This window comes from Pseudomonas neuropathica (genome assembly GCF_051174785.1).
GTDB lineage: Bacteria > Pseudomonadota > Gammaproteobacteria > Pseudomonadales > Pseudomonadaceae > Aquipseudomonas > Aquipseudomonas neuropathica_A.
The window spans coordinates 5,329,461-5,344,942 of the sequence record NZ_CP195111.1 but is presented as its reverse complement, the minus strand read 5'-3'; the positions used below and the strand labels follow the sequence as shown (position 1 = coordinate 5,344,942).

At 58.9% G+C, this 15,482-nt stretch carries 17 protein-coding genes; 3 read left to right on the top strand and 14 right to left on the bottom strand.

The features are described from left to right. Nucleotides 1–9 precede the first annotated feature (9 nt). From ACRRSD_RS24200 to ACRRSD_RS24165, 8 genes are all read right to left on the bottom strand, one after another. A complete protein-coding gene (locus ACRRSD_RS24200) occupies nt 10–1,419 on the bottom strand; it encodes a circularly permuted type 2 ATP-grasp protein (protein ID WP_007914061.1) in 1,410 nt (469 codons plus the stop codon). A gap of 487 nt (nt 1,420–1,906) precedes the next feature. Further along, nucleotides 1,907–2,254: a ribonuclease E inhibitor RraB gene (locus tag ACRRSD_RS24195; protein ID WP_007914059.1), complete on the bottom strand. Its 348-nt coding sequence runs from the start codon at nt 2,252–2,254 to the stop codon at nt 1,907–1,909. A gap of 209 nt (nt 2,255–2,463) precedes the next feature. Next, nucleotides 2,464–2,697: a hypothetical protein gene (locus ACRRSD_RS24190; protein ID WP_435035737.1), complete on the bottom strand. Its 234-nt coding sequence runs from the start codon at nt 2,695–2,697 to the stop codon at nt 2,464–2,466. Between the two features lie 238 nt (nt 2,698–2,935). Further along, the gene (gene speE, locus ACRRSD_RS24185) at nt 2,936–3,811 is read right to left on the bottom strand and encodes a polyamine aminopropyltransferase (RefSeq protein WP_016982904.1); all 876 of its coding nucleotides are present in this window, start codon (nt 3,809–3,811) and stop codon (nt 2,936–2,938) included. Nucleotides 3,812–4,041: 230 nt separating this feature from the next. Next, nucleotides 4,042–4,233, bottom strand: a complete 192-nt coding sequence (locus tag ACRRSD_RS24180; RefSeq protein WP_435035735.1) for a PLDc N-terminal domain-containing protein — start codon at nt 4,231–4,233, stop codon at nt 4,042–4,044. A 77-nt stretch (nt 4,234–4,310) separates the two neighbouring features. Then, on the bottom strand, nt 4,311–4,841 hold the full coding sequence (locus ACRRSD_RS24175) for a hypothetical protein (RefSeq protein ID WP_435035734.1): 531 nt from the start codon (nt 4,839–4,841) through the stop codon (nt 4,311–4,313). Nucleotides 4,842–4,927: 86 nt separating this feature from the next. Continuing rightward, nucleotides 4,928–5,446, bottom strand: coding sequence for an ankyrin repeat domain-containing protein (locus ACRRSD_RS24170; RefSeq protein WP_435035732.1), 519 nt, complete (start codon nt 5,444–5,446; stop codon nt 4,928–4,930). A 97-nt stretch (nt 5,447–5,543) separates the two neighbouring features. Then, entirely contained in the window at nt 5,544–7,382 is a 1,839-nt protein-coding gene (locus ACRRSD_RS24165) for a long-chain-acyl-CoA synthetase (protein WP_435035731.1), read from the bottom strand. A 390-nt stretch (nt 7,383–7,772) separates the two neighbouring features. Between ACRRSD_RS24165 and ACRRSD_RS24160 the strand changes: the two genes are divergently transcribed. Continuing rightward, the gene (locus ACRRSD_RS24160; RefSeq protein WP_008080936.1) at nt 7,773–8,051 is read left to right on the top strand and encodes a DUF3509 domain-containing protein; all 279 of its coding nucleotides are present in this window, start codon (nt 7,773–7,775) and stop codon (nt 8,049–8,051) included. Between the two features lie 182 nt (nt 8,052–8,233). Here ACRRSD_RS24160 and mtnC read toward each other — a convergent pair whose 3' ends face one another. From mtnC to aroC, 5 genes are all read right to left on the bottom strand, one after another. After that, the gene (gene mtnC / locus ACRRSD_RS24155; protein WP_435035729.1) at nt 8,234–8,917 is read right to left on the bottom strand and encodes an acireductone synthase; all 684 of its coding nucleotides are present in this window, start codon (nt 8,915–8,917) and stop codon (nt 8,234–8,236) included. A gap of 4 nt (nt 8,918–8,921) precedes the next feature. Then, entirely contained in the window at nt 8,922–9,467 is a 546-nt protein-coding gene (locus ACRRSD_RS24150; RefSeq protein ID WP_435035727.1) for a 1,2-dihydroxy-3-keto-5-methylthiopentene dioxygenase, read from the bottom strand. Nucleotides 9,468–9,561: 94 nt separating this feature from the next. Next, nucleotides 9,562–10,188, bottom strand: coding sequence for a methylthioribulose 1-phosphate dehydratase (locus ACRRSD_RS24145; protein ID WP_007959997.1), 627 nt, complete (start codon nt 10,186–10,188; stop codon nt 9,562–9,564). Further along, a complete protein-coding gene (locus tag ACRRSD_RS24140; protein WP_435035726.1) occupies nt 10,185–11,330 on the bottom strand; it encodes an MFS transporter in 1,146 nt (381 codons plus the stop codon). Before ACRRSD_RS24140 ends, ACRRSD_RS24145 begins: the two co-directional genes overlap by 4 nt. Before the next feature lie 34 nt (nt 11,331–11,364). Next, on the bottom strand, nt 11,365–12,456 hold the full coding sequence (gene aroC, locus ACRRSD_RS24135; protein WP_077571784.1) for a chorismate synthase: 1,092 nt from the start codon (nt 12,454–12,456) through the stop codon (nt 11,365–11,367). A 130-nt stretch (nt 12,457–12,586) separates the two neighbouring features. Between aroC and ACRRSD_RS24130 the strand changes: the two genes are divergently transcribed. Both ACRRSD_RS24130 and ACRRSD_RS24125 read left to right on the top strand, forming a co-directional pair. Then, nucleotides 12,587–13,540, top strand: coding sequence for an alpha/beta hydrolase (locus ACRRSD_RS24130; protein ID WP_435035724.1), 954 nt, complete (start codon nt 12,587–12,589; stop codon nt 13,538–13,540). 99 nt (nt 13,541–13,639) lie between these two features. Next, entirely contained in the window at nt 13,640–14,431 is a 792-nt protein-coding gene (locus ACRRSD_RS24125; RefSeq protein ID WP_273915232.1) for a hypothetical protein, read from the top strand. A 113-nt stretch (nt 14,432–14,544) separates the two neighbouring features. On the opposite strand, the gene prmB is transcribed toward ACRRSD_RS24125, so the two are convergent. Further along, entirely contained in the window at nt 14,545–15,453 is a 909-nt protein-coding gene (gene prmB / locus ACRRSD_RS24120) for a 50S ribosomal protein L3 N(5)-glutamine methyltransferase (RefSeq protein ID WP_122605429.1), read from the bottom strand. Nucleotides 15,454–15,482 lie beyond the last annotated feature (29 nt).

The window sequence follows — 15,482 nt, the reverse complement described above, 5'->3', positions numbered from 1 at the left end:
AAGCTTCCTTCAATCCTCGACCACCCAGGTGTCCTTGGTTCCACCGCCCTGTGATGAGTTCACCACCAGAGAGCCCTCACGCAGCGCCACACGGGTCAAACCGCCGGGCACCACGCGGGTTTCGCGACCGGACAAGACAAACGGACGCAAGTCGATATGGCGCGGTGCGATGCCGTTTTCGACAAAGGTCGGACAGGTCGACAGCGACAGCGTCGGTTGCGCGATGTACGCGTGCGGCTTGGCTTTGATCCGCTCGCGGAAGGCATCGATTTCGGCCTTCGTCGATGCCGGCCCCACCAACATCCCGTAACCGCCGGAACCCTGGGTTTCCTTGACTACCAGATCCGGAAGATTGGCCAGCACATGGGAAAGTTCAGACGGGTTGCGGCATTGCCAGGTCGGCACGTTCTTCAGGATCGGCTCTTCATCGAGGTAGAAACGGATCATGTCGGTGACAAACGGATACACCGATTTGTCGTCCGCCACGCCGGTGCCAATGGCGTTGGCCAGCACCACATTGCCCGAGCGATAAGACGACAGCAGCCCCGGTACACCAAGCATCGAGTCGGGGTTGAACGCCAATGGATCGAGGAATGCGTCATCGAGTCGGCGGTAAATCACGTCCACCGCTTTCGGGCCGTCGGTGGTGCGCATGAAGACCTTGTCATCACGCACGAACAGATCCGCACCCTCGACCAGTTCAACGCCCATTTCCCTCGCCAGGAACGCGTGCTCGAAGAAGGCACTGTTAAAGCGCCCCGGCGTCAGCACCACTACACTCGGGTCATCGATCGGACTTGAGCTTTTCAGGGTGTCGAGCAACAGGTTCGGGTAGTGATCGATCGGCGCGATGCGCTGCGCGGCGAACAGCTCCGGGAACAGGCGCATCATCATCTTGCGGTCTTCGAGCATGTAGCTGACGCCGCTCGGTGTACGCAGATTGTCTTCGAGCACGTAATACGTGCCGTCGCCATCGCGTACCAGATCGACACCGGAGATGTGCGAATAGATATCGCGGTGCAGATCCAGGCCCTGCATCGCCAACTGATATTGCTCGTTGGCCAGTACCTGTTCGGCAGGAATGATCCCGGCCTTGATGATGCGCTGCTCGTGGTAGAGGTCGGCGAGGAACATGTTCAGCGCCTTGACCCGCTGGATGCAGCCGCGCTCGACGATCCGCCACTCACTGGCAGGGATGCTGCGCGGGATGGTGTCGAAAGGAATCAGGCGCTCGGTGCCCTGCTCATCCCCATAGAGCGTGAAAGTAATGCCGGCGCGATGGAACAGCAGATCGGCCTCGCGTCGCCGTTGAGCCAGCAGCTCGTCAGGCGTGTCGGCCAGCCATCGGGCGAACTCCCGATAATGCGGGCGAACCTGGCCGCCGGCATCGTACATCTCATCAAAATAGGTGCGGATCATGCCGTACTCCTTGTCACCCGGACCTACAGGCCTTCGCAAGGCCCGTGCCATCGGCATAAACGCTTTGATTTCAATCGGTTGGATATTCACGCTACAGACACCGCACCATTCCTGTGCGGCAAATGTCTCAACCGTATTGCCCCCGCTTCATTGCGACGCACTGCATCGCCTATCACCAGCATAGTCAGAGTTGATTTCACTGCCCGGCGCTGCCTGCGGATAATCCGCGCATTCGCTGCAAAACTTCACCGGCCGCAAGGCTTTGAAGTCACCGGCTCAACTGATCTGGACTGCCATTGCAGCCCGCCCCGCTGTAACCCTGACCGGTTTCCTCTCCTTATCGGTCTTCCCTTTTAGCCACCCTCTCCGGTGGCTTTTTTTTGCCTCGGTTTCTTGTTTCAGGGTTTTGCTACAGCGTTTTGCTTACGCCGGAAATGACAACGGCCAACCCGAAGGTCAGCCGTTGTTCAACAAATGAAACCAAAGATCAGTTCAAACGGTGGCGGTTGCGCACCTCCTGTTTCACACCCCAGCCTTCGATAATGCCGCCCAGAGGTTCAACCACGGCAGAGAATCCCTGCTCGAAGTCGCCGATATCGTCGTATGTCGCGTACATCACCTTGCTCAATTCCAGCGCCCACGCGCCGTCATCACGCACGCTGACCTGGGCATTGATGGATTCACCGCGAAATTTGCCTGCCGCCCTGCGCGCCCGCTCCTCGTCCGGGAAAATCGCGTAGAACTCGATGGGATGGAATCGGGAAAAATCGAAACCGCCTTCTTTCATGCGGCGCAGAACATTGCTGCTGATGTCTTCTTGATAGGCTGTGCTCATGAATCGTCCCCCTCGCATAGATGGATAGACTTTCCGTATTCCCGCCCCGGGCCTTTGGCCAAAGTACTACGGCAACGTGGTTGCACGCGGGAACAAGCATGTAGCTGACAAGACCAGACCTTAGCGATCCGTTCGCTGATCTCGCTTGCAGAGTAGCCCCAAGTTAGAGCTGCTGCCAAGGCCTGGTTGCTTCGGATGAAGGAAGATTTTCAGATTGGAGTGATGCTGCGGATTTCGATGCTGTTCTGGGTTTTCAGGCTTTTTGCCCCGGCGTCGGGGGTACGCCCTTCCAGATCGTTTAGATCCAGTTCGGCGGCGACAGGCAGGAGCCGTGCCTTGATCAATTGAGCGGCCTCATCGTCGCTGGGGCATTCCGCGCGCTCGAACACCTCATCGACAATTTCACCATGATCGTCCACGAAAGTGACTTTCCACTTTTGCATCGGTGCCTCCTCGATCAAACCCGCAAATGGGCTTACCACTATCTCGACTGTGTACGCCGAAAGTTGGTTCAAAAGGATTAAAGCGGAAAAAGATGAAAAAAAACGACATCCATCGTGTGGCGCAAACTAATGTGGGAGCGAGCCTGCTCGCGAAGGGGCCTGTCCAGTCAACATATTCTTTGACTGACCTGACGCCTTCGCGAGCAGGCTCGCTCCCACAGGGAGTTGCAGTGTTCTTTTAGTCGTTACTTGGCTTGTTGATCGCCTGCAGGACGTACTGTGGCAAGGCGAACGCGCCGATGTGGATTTCCGGGTTGTAGTAACGGGTGACGATGCCGCTGCCGATGAAGCGCTGTTGCAGGGTTTCACGACTCAACTTGCGGTAAGCCGGGTTGGTCGAGCCCCAGGCAAAAGTCATCGAGCCGCCAATGTAGGTCGGCACCGCAGCCTGATAGAAGTGCCAGTCCGGGAACAAGCTGTTCAGGCGACCGGCAGTGGTTTTCACTTCGTCGATCTGCATGAACGGCGTGCCGTTCTGGGTCACCAGAATACCGCCCTCGTTCAGGCAACGATGGCAGGCCTGATAGAAGTTTTCCGAGAACAGCACTTCACCCGGGCCGATCGGGTCGGTGGAGTCGGAGATGATCACGTCGAATTTTTCGGTGGTGGTGGCGACGAAACGCATGCCGTCGTCGATCACCAGATTCAGACGTGGATCGTCATAGGCGCCGCTTGAATGGTTCGGCAGGAACTCTTTGCACATGTCCACCACGGTGCCGTCGATCTCGACCATGGTGATGTGCTCGACACCGGCGTGCTTGGTCACTTCGCGCAGCATGCCGCCGTCACCGCCACCGATGATCAGCACGCGCTTGGCGCTGCCGTGGGCGAGGATCGGCACGTGAGTGAGCATTTCGTGGTAGATGAATTCGTCGGCTTCGGTGGTCTGGATCACGCCGTCCAGCGCCATTACACGACCCATGCGCGGGTTCTGGAAAATCACCAGGTGCTGGTGTTCGGTGCGCACTTCGTGCAGCAGTTTTTCCATGCGAAAACGCTGGCCGTAGCCTTCGTAGAGGGTTTCCAGGTACTCGCTGGTTTTGGTGACGGTCATGGTCAAGTGCTCCGATGAATGCGCGGGCGCCAATCGTGGGGACGATTGCCCGGGAAAGGCGCGCATTCTACGTTGCCGAAGATGACAGGTCGAACCTCACTTCATCGGCGGACCACAATCCCATGTGGGAGCGAGCCTGCTCGCGAAGGCGGCGTACCAGTCAACATTGTCGTTGACTGATCTAGCGCTTTCGCGAGCAGGCTCGCTCCCACAGGGGTAATGCGGTGTTATCAGATCCGCACGTTGCCCCGCGGCCCGGCAATCGCCCAGATGATCAGGCCCAACACTGGCAGGAGGATGATCAGCAGCACCCAGACGATTTTCATCCCGGTAGTTGCGCCGCTTTTCAACACGTTAATGATGGCCCAGATGTCGAGGGCAAAAATGATCAGGCCGATCAGACCGTTGAACGTGGAACCCATGGTGTCGCTCCAGAATAGTGGCATGCACTTTTAGGATAGACGGTCGCGCGCAGGGTTCCCTTTTATTGCGATTGCGCTCAGACGTGAACGGCGATCTTCAGGGCTTCGAGCGATGGCGCGGCAGCGATACCGACTTCGGCGCACAGTTCCAGCACCCGTGGCACGTCGTTGCCGTAGACCAGCACCATTTGCAGTTCGTCATCGAGCAACTGGCTGAAGTTCATCAGCGTGTAGCCACCGTTTTCCTTGTTCATGCTGCTCATCTGCACCTGGATGCGATTGAGCGCAGTCAGTGCTTCGGTCTTGGCCAGTTGCTTGGGCTTGAGGTTGAAATCAACGCCCGGGCCAAAAGAGGCAACGATCTGCGCGAACAGGTCAACGTAGGTGTCAGCCTGGAACAGCACGGTTTCCGGCAGGCTACCGACTACGACCCACTCACCCAACGGGATCGGGAAGGTGTCGTCGTAGTTGATGTCCGGATTGGCTGCCAGAAAGGCATCGGCATCGGCGTAGGCCTGTGCCGCTTCGTCGGCGACTTTCAGGATCTCGTCCTCGCCCATGCAGCCGGAGCTGATTTTGCTGATGAGTTCGACGAGTACGGCTTTCATGAGGGCGGATCCTGTGGCGAAGGTGAATTTCGAGGGCGCGAAGGATAACGCATTCTCCCTTTCGCCACAGTCCATCAGAATGGATTTCAGCCCGACAGTTTTTCCAGCTGCGCAGTGGTGTCGACTGCGCCCATGGTGCGGGCCGCGTCCAGCGCCGTGACGCCATTGGCATCCTTGGCTTGCGGATTGGCGCCTTTGCTGATCAGGTAATCAACGATTTCCACACGGTTAAACATCGCCGCCATCATCAGCGCCGTACGTCCATCGAACGACGAGCCTTCAATCTCGGCGCCCGCCTCGACCAACGCCTTGACCACCGCCAGATCACCCTTGAACGCGGCACCGGCAATCGGACTTTGACCGTTGCCATTGCGCATTTCCGGGTCGGCTTTGTGTTTAAGCAGCACGTTCACCGCATCGACGTGGCCGTAATAACTGGCCAGCATCAACAGCGTGTCGCCCTTGCTGTTCTTCAGATTCACCGGCAAACCGGCTGTGACCAGGCGATCAAGCATATCGGCATCACCGTCGCGCGCCTTGTTGAAAACCTGCTCGGTGAATTCGGCAGCTTCTTCAGGGGTCATCTGGCGGCTTTGGTCGGACATGGGGCAACTCCACTTTCGGTCAATCGGAAAGCCGACAGTTTCCCGAGCGAGACGGTGGCTGTCACCCCCTTTTTCTCAAGCCAGCTAATAGCCAGATTCAATAACGATGCTTGCCCTGATGAATTTCTGCCAACACCTGGTCAGTCAACCGAACGTAGGTCTGGGTGCCGGGCAGCCATGCGTAAATCGGGTCATCACCCGTCTGGCCGGGGTCGAAACCTTCATTTTTCAGTCGTGTTTTCTGGTATTTGAAGGTGCCGGTGGTTTCCATTTTTACCTTCACTCGCAGGAATAACGGCACGGCATAGGCTGGCATACGTTCGCGGGCGAAGCTCAGCAACTCGGCGAAATCCAGCGTTGCAAGGGATTCCGCCGGGGTAATCGCCGCCATGCCGGCACGGCCGTTGGTGTTGCGGATCTCCACGCCATAGGCCACCGCTTCGGAGATATGCGGGTGCTGTAACAACAGGTTTTCAACCTCCGTGGTCGAGACGTTTTCGCCCTTCCAGCGATAGGTGTCACCGAGGCGATCAACAAATTGCGCGTGGCCGAAACCGATGTTGCGCAGCAGATCACCGGTGTTGAAAAAACGGTCACCCTTGGTAAACACATCGTGCAGCACAACCTTGGCGGTTTTCTGTGGATCGGTGTAGCCGTCCAGCGGCGCCTTCTCGTCGATTCGCGCCAGCAACAGGCCGTGCTCGCCTTTGCCGACCTTGCGCATGAAACCGTCGGTACTGCGCAGCGGCTCACCGCTGTCATGATCGTAGGCCACCAGTTCCCAGGCCATCAGTGAAAAACCGATGGTGTTGTCGAAGTTGAGAATATTGGTGAAACCGATGTTGCCGTCGCTCGCCGCGTACAGCTCACAGATGTGATCGACAGCGAAGCGTGTCTTGAACTCAGCCCAGGCGCCGGGGCGCAAGCCGTTGCCGATCATCTTGCGTACATCGTGACGGCTGTCATCGGCGCTGGCCGGTTGATCGGCCAGATAACGGCACAACTCGCCGACGTAGCCGATGGTGGTCGCGCGATAGCGGCGCACGTCGTTCCAGAACTGACTGGCGCTGAACTTGCGCCGGATCGCGAAGCCCGAGGCACCGTTTACCGCCGATCCCCAGCACACGCAAAGACCGGTGGCGTGGTACAGCGGTAAAGTGCAATAGACGACATCGTCTGGGCTCATGTTAAGGGCGATCATGCCGAAACTGGCGGAGCTGCGCATCCAGCGCCCGTGCTTGAATACCCCGGCCTTGGGCAGCCCGGTGGTGCCAGAGGTGTAAATATAGAAACAGGGGTCGTCGAAGTAGATCTGCTGGCTGCTCGGCGGATTGTCACTGGCGGCGTCGGCACTGGCGCTGATCAGGTTGACGTAGCCGTCGGGTGCAATGCCCGGGTGGCTGTAGGTGTGCTGATCGGCCACGAACCAGGTGCGTGACGCGGCAATCGCCACTTGATCGCGAATCGCCGCATACGCCGGAACGAGTTCTTCGCCAACCACAATGGCCACCGGCGCAACCAGATTCACGCTGTGGATCAGTGTATCGCGGGTTTGTGAGGTATTGAGCAGCGCGCTGACCGCGCCGACCTTGGCCAGCGCCAGAATGGTCACCAGCAATTCCGGGCGGTTTTCGATAAACACCGCGACCACGTCACCCTTGCTGATGCCCTGCGTATTCAGATAGTGGGCAATGCGGTTGGCCCACTGATTGACCTGCGAATAGGTCAGCGATACATCGCCCTGCAACAACGCCGGCCCGTCCGGGTTGCGCAGCGTCGCTTGCTCGAACGTCCAGCCAAGGCCACAGCTTTGGGTCGGATCCGTGACATTGGCCACCTTCATGCCCTTGACAACCCGCGGAATGGCTTTGGCAATCATCGGCAGTTTGCGGAGCATCATGCCCCAGGTAATCGTGTCGCTTGGCGCGTGACGCATGGAAGCTCCCCGTTCGACCTTGGCGTGCAGGTCGATGTTTTTATTTTTCGGGCTTTGGCTTGAAGCAACCGACGCTTTCGAGCGCGGGTCGAGATCGAAAATACGTCAGCGCTTCTCGGGCTGTACACGCGGTTTTTGCAATGTTTTGTATCCGCGGATCGGCCGGCGGCTGTGGTGATCACCGAGTGGGCGATTGGTTCCGTGGATTGGACAACGATCCCGCAAAATGCAGGATGCACGATGGCCATTCATGCACTTTGCACGACGCCCGGAATTTTATTGTTTTTTAAGCCATTGATTTGCAAGGATTTTATCTTTTCTAAATACTGGCACAATCACTGCAACCTCCTCTGCATGCTTGCCATTCAAGTGCATACGGAGCTGAAAGACATGAGCCTGATCCAAGAAAAATTTACCTCCCTGTTCTCCAACTTCGACGTCACCACTGCGCCACGCCCCGATGGCGGGATCCTGCTGACCCTGCGCAGCAGCGACGGCAAAGTGTTTAAACGCGCACTGACTTATCAACAACTGCATGCCGGCGACCAACTGTCGTGGGCGATCAGTGCGATCCGTCGTGACCTGGCTGAACAAGCCAGTGAACTGCCGCAAATTGCAATGCTGCAGAGCCAGCAGCGTTTTGCACTGCCGACGTATCACTCGTTGTAATTTTTAAAGCGCTTTAAGCAAAACAGGCCGAGGAGCATGCGCTTCACGGCCTGTTTTTTTGTGCCTGACGCCAATCCCTTGTGGGAGCGAGCTTGCTCGCGAAAGCGGTGTGTCAGGGAGAAATTTTTATCTGATATTTCGCCTTCGCGAGCAAGCTCGCTCCCACATTTGATTTGTGTGGGTCAGAAAGCTTCGGGTTCTATTCCGGTGAACGTGTCGACGGTGAGATGGTTGCCCAACTCGCCGCCTTCCCGAGCCAGGCCGCAGGTTTGCAGGCCTGCCGCTTGCGCGGCGTCGAGTTCTTCGACGATGTCCGAGAGAAACAGAATCTCCCCCGCTTCAACGCCAATGGCTTGCTGAATGTTGGTGTATGACTGCGCCTCACGCTTGGGTCCCGACGTGGTATCGAAATACCCGCTGAACAGCGGCGTCAGATCCCCCGCCTCCGAGCAGCCGAAAATCAGCTTCTGCGCCTGGATCGATCCCGACGAGTACACAAACAGTTGATAACCGGCAGCGTGCCAGCGTTTTAGCGCTTCAACGGCATCCGGGTACACATGCCCTTTCAACTGCCCGGCGTGATAACCCTGGGCCCAGACCATGCCTTGCAAAGCTTTGAGCGGCGTGGCTTTGCGATCTTCTTCGATCCAGCTCAAGAGAATCTCGACAACCCGTTCAACATTGGCCTGCGGCGCGTTGCTGTCACGGCGCACGGCGTCGAGTTGCTCGGCCACATCGGCGCGTTCGGCGTTGTGGCGGACGAAATCCGGCAGGTGTTTGGCCGCGTATGGGAACAGTACGTCGAAGACGAAACTCACCGCACTGGTCGTGCCTTCGATGTCCGTAACAATGGCTTTGATCGACATCGAATCAGTCCTCCAGACGCGGGAAACGACCGGCGATGTCTTCGCCGGTGAAGTTGGCAACCCAGCCTTCAGGGTTATTGAACAAACGGATCGCCACGAAGTGCGGATGCTCGCCCATGTCGAACCAGTGCTTGGTGCCGGCCGGCACGGAGATCAAGTCATTCTTCTCGCAGAGGACGGCGTAGACGTAATCGTCGATGTGCAGAGTAAACAGGCCACGGCCGGCGACGAAAAATCTGACTTCGTCTTCGCCATGGCGATGCTCTTCGAGAAACTTGGCGCGCAGTTCGGCTTTTTGCGGGTGATCGCTGTTCAGGCTGACGACGTCGACGGTGATGTAACCGCGCTCGGTCATCAGTTGGTCGATCTGTTCTTTATAAGCGCTGATCACTTCTTCCTGGGTGGCACCGGGCTGGATCTTTGCTGCGGCTTGCCAGCGGTCGAAGCGCACGCCTTGTTCGGCCAGGGTCGAGGCGATGTCTTCGAAGTGGGTCAGCACCTTGTTCGGAATGTCAGGGCTTGTGACGTGATAGACGGACAGGCTGCTCATTGGGGCAATTCCTCGGTATCGGCCTTGCCGTCCGGTTCTTGCAGACCGGTCGGGCACAGCATTTCATCAGGCAAATGGGCTACTTCCGGTGAAGTCAGCCTTGGCGGTTCATGACGCTGCGGGTTTTCAACTCGCATTCAAACAGAAATTCAAAGGCCTCGATCTGCCGCAGCGCGTCGCTCATCTGCGCGCCCCAGGTGTAGAGGCCGTGACCGCGAATCAGATAACCGACGCAATCGGGATGAGCGTCGAGCCAAGGCTGCACCTTGGCGGCGAGGCGCGCAATGTCCTGATCGTTGTCGAAAATCGGCACGCGCACCCGCGATTCGTGGGTCGAGATGCCGCTGAAGGCTTTTTGCAGTTCGTAATCTTCGAATTCGATGAAGTCTTGCGGGGTCAGGCGCGACAACACCGTGGCATTCACCGAATGGGTGTGCAGCACCGCGCCGATCTCTGGTCGCCAGCTGTAGAGCTGGGTGTGCAGCAAGGTTTCGGCAGAGGGCTTCTTGCCCGGTTCCAGGCTGTTGCCGGAAAGGTCGGTGGCGAGCACATCGTCCAGACCCAACTGGCCCTTGTGCTTGCCCGACACGGTCAGCAGCGCTTCGCTCGGCGACAGGCGCGTCGAGTAGTTGCTACTGGTGGCCGGCGACCAGCCGCGACCATAAAGAAAGCGCCCGGCGTCGACGATTTGCTGGGCGAGCTGTTCACGCGTAAGGCTCATGGCCTGTCCTCTTGCATACGTGTGGCAATGATAACGGCAGCAGCGAGCGCTGCGAGACTGGCAATACTAAAGGTCAATGTTGCGCCGAGGGCATTCCAGCTGTAACCGGAATACAACGCGCCGAGCGCACCGCCGGTGCCGGCCAGCGCCGCGTACAGCGCCTGGCCCTGCCCTTGCTGGCGGGCGCCGAAGCTACGTTGCACGAAGGCGATGGCAGCGGCGTGAAAACTGCCGAAGGTTGCCGCGTGCAGAACCTGAGCGAACAACAGCACCCACAGAAACTCGGCGAACGAACCTAGCAGCAACCAGCGCAGCGCCGCCAGCAGAAAACTTGCCATCAATACGCGGCGCAGGGAAAACCGCGCAAGAATTCGGCTCATCGCCATGAACATCAGCACTTCGGCAACCACACCCACGGCCCAGAGCATGCCGATGGTGCCGCGCGCGTATCCCAGTCGTTCCAGATGCAAGGTCAGAAAGGTGTAATACGGGCCGTGGCTCATCTGCATCAGCGCCACGCAGCCATAAAACGCCAGCACGCCGGGATTACGCAGTTGCTTGAGGAAACCCTCGCCGCTCGGCCGATTGCCTTGCGGCGGTTGCGCGTTCGGCACCCACAAACTGCTGAGGACGATGCCGGCCATGATCAGCACCAGCGCCGCCGGGTAGATGTCGAGGCTGAGCCACTCGAACAGCCGGCCCAGTACAACCACGGTGATGATGAAACCGATCGAACCCCACAAGCGAATCTGGCTATACCGTGAGGTCTGCCCTTGCAGATGCGCCAAAGTGATGACTTCGAACTGCGGCAGCACCGCGTGCCAGAAGAACGCATGCAGCGCCATGACCATCGCCAGCCAGGCGTAGGTCTTGCTGACGAAAATCAACGAGAAGGTCAGCAGTGTGCACACCGCGCCGAAGCGCACGATGGCCAGGCGTTTGCCGGTGTAATCGCCAAGCCAGCCCCAGATGTTCGGCGCCACGCAGCGCATCAGCATCGGGATGGCGACCAGCTCACCAATCCGCGCCGGACTGAATCCGAGGTGGTCGAAGTACAGCGCCAGAAACGGCGCTGTCGAACCGAGCAAGGCGAAGTAGAACAGATAGAAACTGGACAGTCGCCAGTAAGGGAGCGCCGTCACGCCGGTTATGCCGCGACGGCTTCAAGGCCTGCCATCAAAGCTGACCCAGCACCGGGGTGCTCACGCGCACATCGGCGTTCTGACCACGGTGGCGCAACAAGTGATCCATCAGCACGATGGCCATCATCGCTTCGGCAATCGGCGTGGCGCGGATGCCGACGCACGGATCGTGACGGCCCTTGGTAATCACGTCGACCGGATTGCCGTGGATGTCAATCGAACGGCCCGGAGTGGTGATGCTCGATGTTGGCTTCAAGGCCAGATGGGCAACGATCGGCTGACCGGACGAGATACCACCGAGGATGCCGCCGGCGTTATTGCTGAGGAAGCCTTCCGGGGTCATTTCATCGCGGTGCTCGGTGCCGCGTTGGGCCACCGAAGCGAAACCGGCGCCGATTTCCACGCCTTTGACCGCGTTGATGCTCATCAGCGCGTGAGCCAGCTCGGCGTCGAGACGGTCGAAAATCGGCTCGCCCAGACCGGGCATCACGCCTTCGGCAACCACGGTGATTTTTGCGCCGACCGAATCCTGGTCGCGACGCAATTGGTCCATGTAGGCTTCCAGCTCAGGGACTTTGTCTGGATCGGGGCTGAAGAAGGCGTTCTCTTCCACCGAGTCCCAGGTCTTGAACGGGATTTCGATCGGGCCGAGCTGGCTCATGTAGCCACGAATCACGATGCCTTGGCTGGCCAGGTATTTCTTGGCAATCGCACCGGCCGCTACGCGCATCGCAGTTTCGCGCGCCGAGCTGCGGCCACCGCCACGGTAATCGCGCTCACCGTATTTGTGGTGGTAGGTGTAGTCAGCGTGGGCCGGGCGGAACAGATCCTTGATCGCCGAATAGTCCTTGGACTTCTGGTCGGTGTTGCGGATCAGCAGGCCGATCGAGCAACCGGTGGTGCGCCCTTCGAACACGCCGGAGAGGATTTCGACTTCGTCGGCTTCCTGACGCTGGGTGGTGTGGCGGCTGGTGCCGGGCTTGCGGCGATCGAGATCGCGCTGCAGGTCTTCGAGGGAGATCTCCAGGCCCGGCGGGCAGCCGTCGACAATGGCGACCAACGCCGGACCATGGCTTTCGCCAGCGGTGGTGACAGTGAACAACTTGCCGTAGGTATTGCCGGACATGCAGGACGCTCCGTGAAATCAAACCCAAATTCGTGATGCGCGCCAGTATACGCAGGCTAACCGAGTAGTTCATCCTCGAACCTTAGTGGTGCTGGCGAGTCCAACCGGCACCTTGGCGAATGATGGCGTGATGATGCTGCGAGTTTTGATCTTGAGTCTTACCCTCTTTACAGGCTTTGCCCAAGCGACGGTCCTACAACGTCCGGTCACTTTGGATACCGGTACCGGTGAGCTTTTCGGCTCGCTGTTGCTGCCGAAGTCCGACAACCCGGTGCCGGTTGTCCTGATCATTTCTGGCTCAGGTCCTACGGATCGCGACGGAAACAACCCCGACGGCGGGCGCAACGACAGCCTCAAGCGCCTGGCGTGGGTGCTGGCCAAACACAACATCGCCAGCGTGCGTTACGACAAGCGCGGGGTGGCCGCGAGCCTGGCGGCGACACCCGATGAGCGCAATTTGTCGGTGGAGGCCTATGCGGCGGACGCAGTGGCGTGGGGGCAGAAACTCAAGGCCGACCCGCGTTTCGGCAAACTGATCCTGCTCGGCCACAGTGAAGGCGCGCTGATTGCCAGTCTCGCTGCGCCGAAAGTCGATGCCGCAGCGGTGATTTCCCTGTCCGGCAGCGCCCGCCCGGTCGATCAGGTGATCCGCGAGCAGCTGGCCCGCAGCCTGCCGCCGCCGCTGATGCTGCGCAGTAACGAACTGCTCGACAGCCTCAAGGCCGGCCACACCGACGACAATGTCCCGCAGCCGTTGCAGGTGATTTTCCGCCCGAGCGTGCAGCCGTATCTGATTTCGCTGTTCCGCCAGGATCCGGCAAAAGCGTTCGCGCAACTGAAGATGCCGGCACTGATTGTTCAGGGCAGCAACGACATGCAGGTCGGCGTTGGCGATGCGCAGGCGCTGAAAGCCGCCAAACCCGACGCCGAACTGGCGGTGATCGAGGGCATGAACCACGTCATGCGCATCGTCCAAAACGATATGAAGCGGCAATTGGCATCGTACAAGGATCCGAATTTGCCGCTGGCGGCGGAACTCGGTGCGAAGATCATTGAGTTTATTGACGGACTTCGCACCCGTTAACCGTTGTTTGCCCTCTAGTCCTGACAGAAACGGCCGATAAGCCTTTGTCGCCAGCGCAACAGCTGGCGACAAGCAGGGCTTGGACAGGATCTCGCCGTTATGACTGATACCCAGACTTCACCCGACACCACCGCTGAAAAAGACGCACCACCAGCGGCCGAGCTGCCGTGGGCGGATGTCCACGTCGAGCACCACAAGATGCTCCGCCTGGCCCCGCTGCAAACCGACCGCAACACTGGCGGGCGGCCGTTGCGCTTTGTCGAATTCGGTTACGCCGAACGCAACAGCAAGGAAAAAAGCCTGATGCGCATGGCGATCAAGCTGCCGAGCCAGCGTGTTCGCAAAGAGCAGAATCATCTCGATGTGTGGGTCGATCACACCACCAAGCGGGTGAGCTTCGGCCCGGACAGCGGTTTGCAGATCGAACCGTTGAACCGTGGCATCGGCCGTTTCATGGCCGCACAAGGCATCAACTGGGCGAAAAAACGCTGGCCCGCCTACACCGTCGACGGCATGGACTTGAACAACAAGGACGCGCTGAACGAAGACACCCGTCTGCGTCGCGATCACTTCCTGCGCGTGCATGGTTTTGATGTGGTGTACGCCGATGCCCAGCATCTGAAGGGCAGCGTCAAGGAAGTGCAGGTCGGCGATTTGCTCGGTGACTGGAACAGCGAGAAGCTGCAGATTGTCGAGATTCTCGAGGCAGCGCAGATGCTTCAGCAGGCCGAACAGAATCTGGCCGAGCAGGAAGTGAAGCTGAAGAAGCAGGACGAGAAGGTCAGCAAGTTCAAGCGTGAAGATGCCGGGTTGCGTTTCACCATTACCTGTCTGGTGGCGTTTGCGGTGTTTCAGGCGGGGTTGTTGATCTGGATTGCTACGCACCGCTGATCGCTTGAAACCGCGTCGCGGCCATTCGCGAGCAAGCTCGCTCCCACCCTGGAATGCATTTCCCTGTGGGAGCGAGCCTGCTCCGGGCGGCGCTCCGACGAAGCTTTTAGCCTTTAGACGCGGGAAGCGAACAAGGCCTGATGATCGCGGCACTGCTCCGCTGTCAGCATGAACACACCATGCCCACCGCGTTCGAATTCCAGCCAGGCAAAATCGACTTCCGGGTACAGCGCGTCAACGTGCACCTGGCTGTTGCCCACTTCGACAATCAGCAAGCCCTTCTCGGTCAGATGATCGGCCGCTTCAGCAAGCATGCGTCGAACCAGGTTCAGACCATCATCACCGCAAGCCAGTCCCAGCTCGGGCTCATGCTGATATTCGTCCGGCATGTCAGCGAAATCTTCCGCGTCCACGTAAGGCGGGTTCGACACGATCAGGTCGAAACGCTGACCCGGCAAGCCATCGAAACCATCGCCCTGCACGGTGTAGACACGTTCATCGACGCCATGCCGCTCGATGTTCTGGTTAGCCACTTCCAGTGCTTCGAACGACAGGTCGGCCAGCACCACTTCGGCGTTCTGGAACTCGTAGGCGCAGGCAATGCCGATGCAACCGGAACCGGTGCACAGGTCGAGAATGCGCGCAGGCTCGGTGCCGATCCACGGCGCAAAGCGGTTTTCGATCAGCTCACCGATTGGCGAACGCGGGATCAATACGCGTTCGTCGACGATGAACGACATGCCGCAGAACCACGCCTCGCCCAACAGATACGCGGTGGGAATGCGCTCTTCGATGCGGCGCTTGAGCAGGCGTTGCAGGTTAACCAACTCGTCGTCCTCCAGCGCGCAATCGAGGTAGCTGTCAGCGATTTCCCACGGCAGGTGCAAGGCACCCAGCACCAACTGCCGGGCTTCGTCCCAGGCATTATCGGTGCCATGGCCGAAAAACAGATCCTCCCCATGGAAGCGGCTGACGGCCCAACGGATATGGTCACGCAGGGTACGAAGTCGGGAAGTGATCACGGCGCAGAACTCCAGAAAAAACGACTGGC

Excerpts from the sequence above, each read along its gene's own strand:
- aroC (WP_077571784.1), bottom strand. The coding sequence starts at position 12,456 with ATGTCCGGCAATACCTACGGCAAGTTGTTCACTGTCACCACCGCTGGC.
- ACRRSD_RS24130 (WP_435035724.1), top strand. The coding sequence starts at position 12,587 with ATGATGCTGCGAGTTTTGATCTTGAGTCTTACCCTCTTTACAGGCTTT.
- ACRRSD_RS24175 (WP_435035734.1), bottom strand. The coding sequence starts at position 4,841 with ATGAAAGCCGTACTCGTCGAACTCATCAGCAAAATCAGCTCCGGCTGC.
- speE (WP_016982904.1), bottom strand. The coding sequence starts at position 3,811 with ATGACCGTCACCAAAACCAGCGAGTACCTGGAAACCCTCTACGAAGGC.
- mtnC (WP_435035729.1), bottom strand. The coding sequence starts at position 8,917 with ATGTCGATCAAAGCCATTGTTACGGACATCGAAGGCACGACCAGTGCG.
- ACRRSD_RS24145 (WP_007959997.1), bottom strand. The coding sequence starts at position 10,188 with ATGAGCCTTACGCGTGAACAGCTCGCCCAGCAAATCGTCGACGCCGGG.
- ACRRSD_RS24190 (WP_435035737.1), bottom strand. The coding sequence starts at position 2,697 with ATGCAAAAGTGGAAAGTCACTTTCGTGGACGATCATGGTGAAATTGTC.
- ACRRSD_RS24180 (WP_435035735.1), bottom strand. The coding sequence starts at position 4,233 with ATGGGTTCCACGTTCAACGGTCTGATCGGCCTGATCATTTTTGCCCTC.
- ACRRSD_RS24150 (WP_435035727.1), bottom strand. The coding sequence starts at position 9,467 with ATGAGCAGCCTGTCCGTCTATCACGTCACAAGCCCTGACATTCCGAAC.
- ACRRSD_RS24165 (WP_435035731.1), bottom strand. The coding sequence starts at position 7,382 with ATGCGTCACGCGCCAAGCGACACGATTACCTGGGGCATGATGCTCCGC.
- ACRRSD_RS24160 (WP_008080936.1), top strand. The coding sequence starts at position 7,773 with ATGAGCCTGATCCAAGAAAAATTTACCTCCCTGTTCTCCAACTTCGAC.
- ACRRSD_RS24200 (WP_007914061.1), bottom strand. The coding sequence starts at position 1,419 with ATGATCCGCACCTATTTTGATGAGATGTACGATGCCGGCGGCCAGGTT.
- ACRRSD_RS24195 (WP_007914059.1), bottom strand. The coding sequence starts at position 2,254 with ATGAGCACAGCCTATCAAGAAGACATCAGCAGCAATGTTCTGCGCCGC.
- ACRRSD_RS24170 (WP_435035732.1), bottom strand. The coding sequence starts at position 5,446 with ATGTCCGACCAAAGCCGCCAGATGACCCCTGAAGAAGCTGCCGAATTC.
- ACRRSD_RS24125 (WP_273915232.1), top strand. The coding sequence starts at position 13,640 with ATGACTGATACCCAGACTTCACCCGACACCACCGCTGAAAAAGACGCA.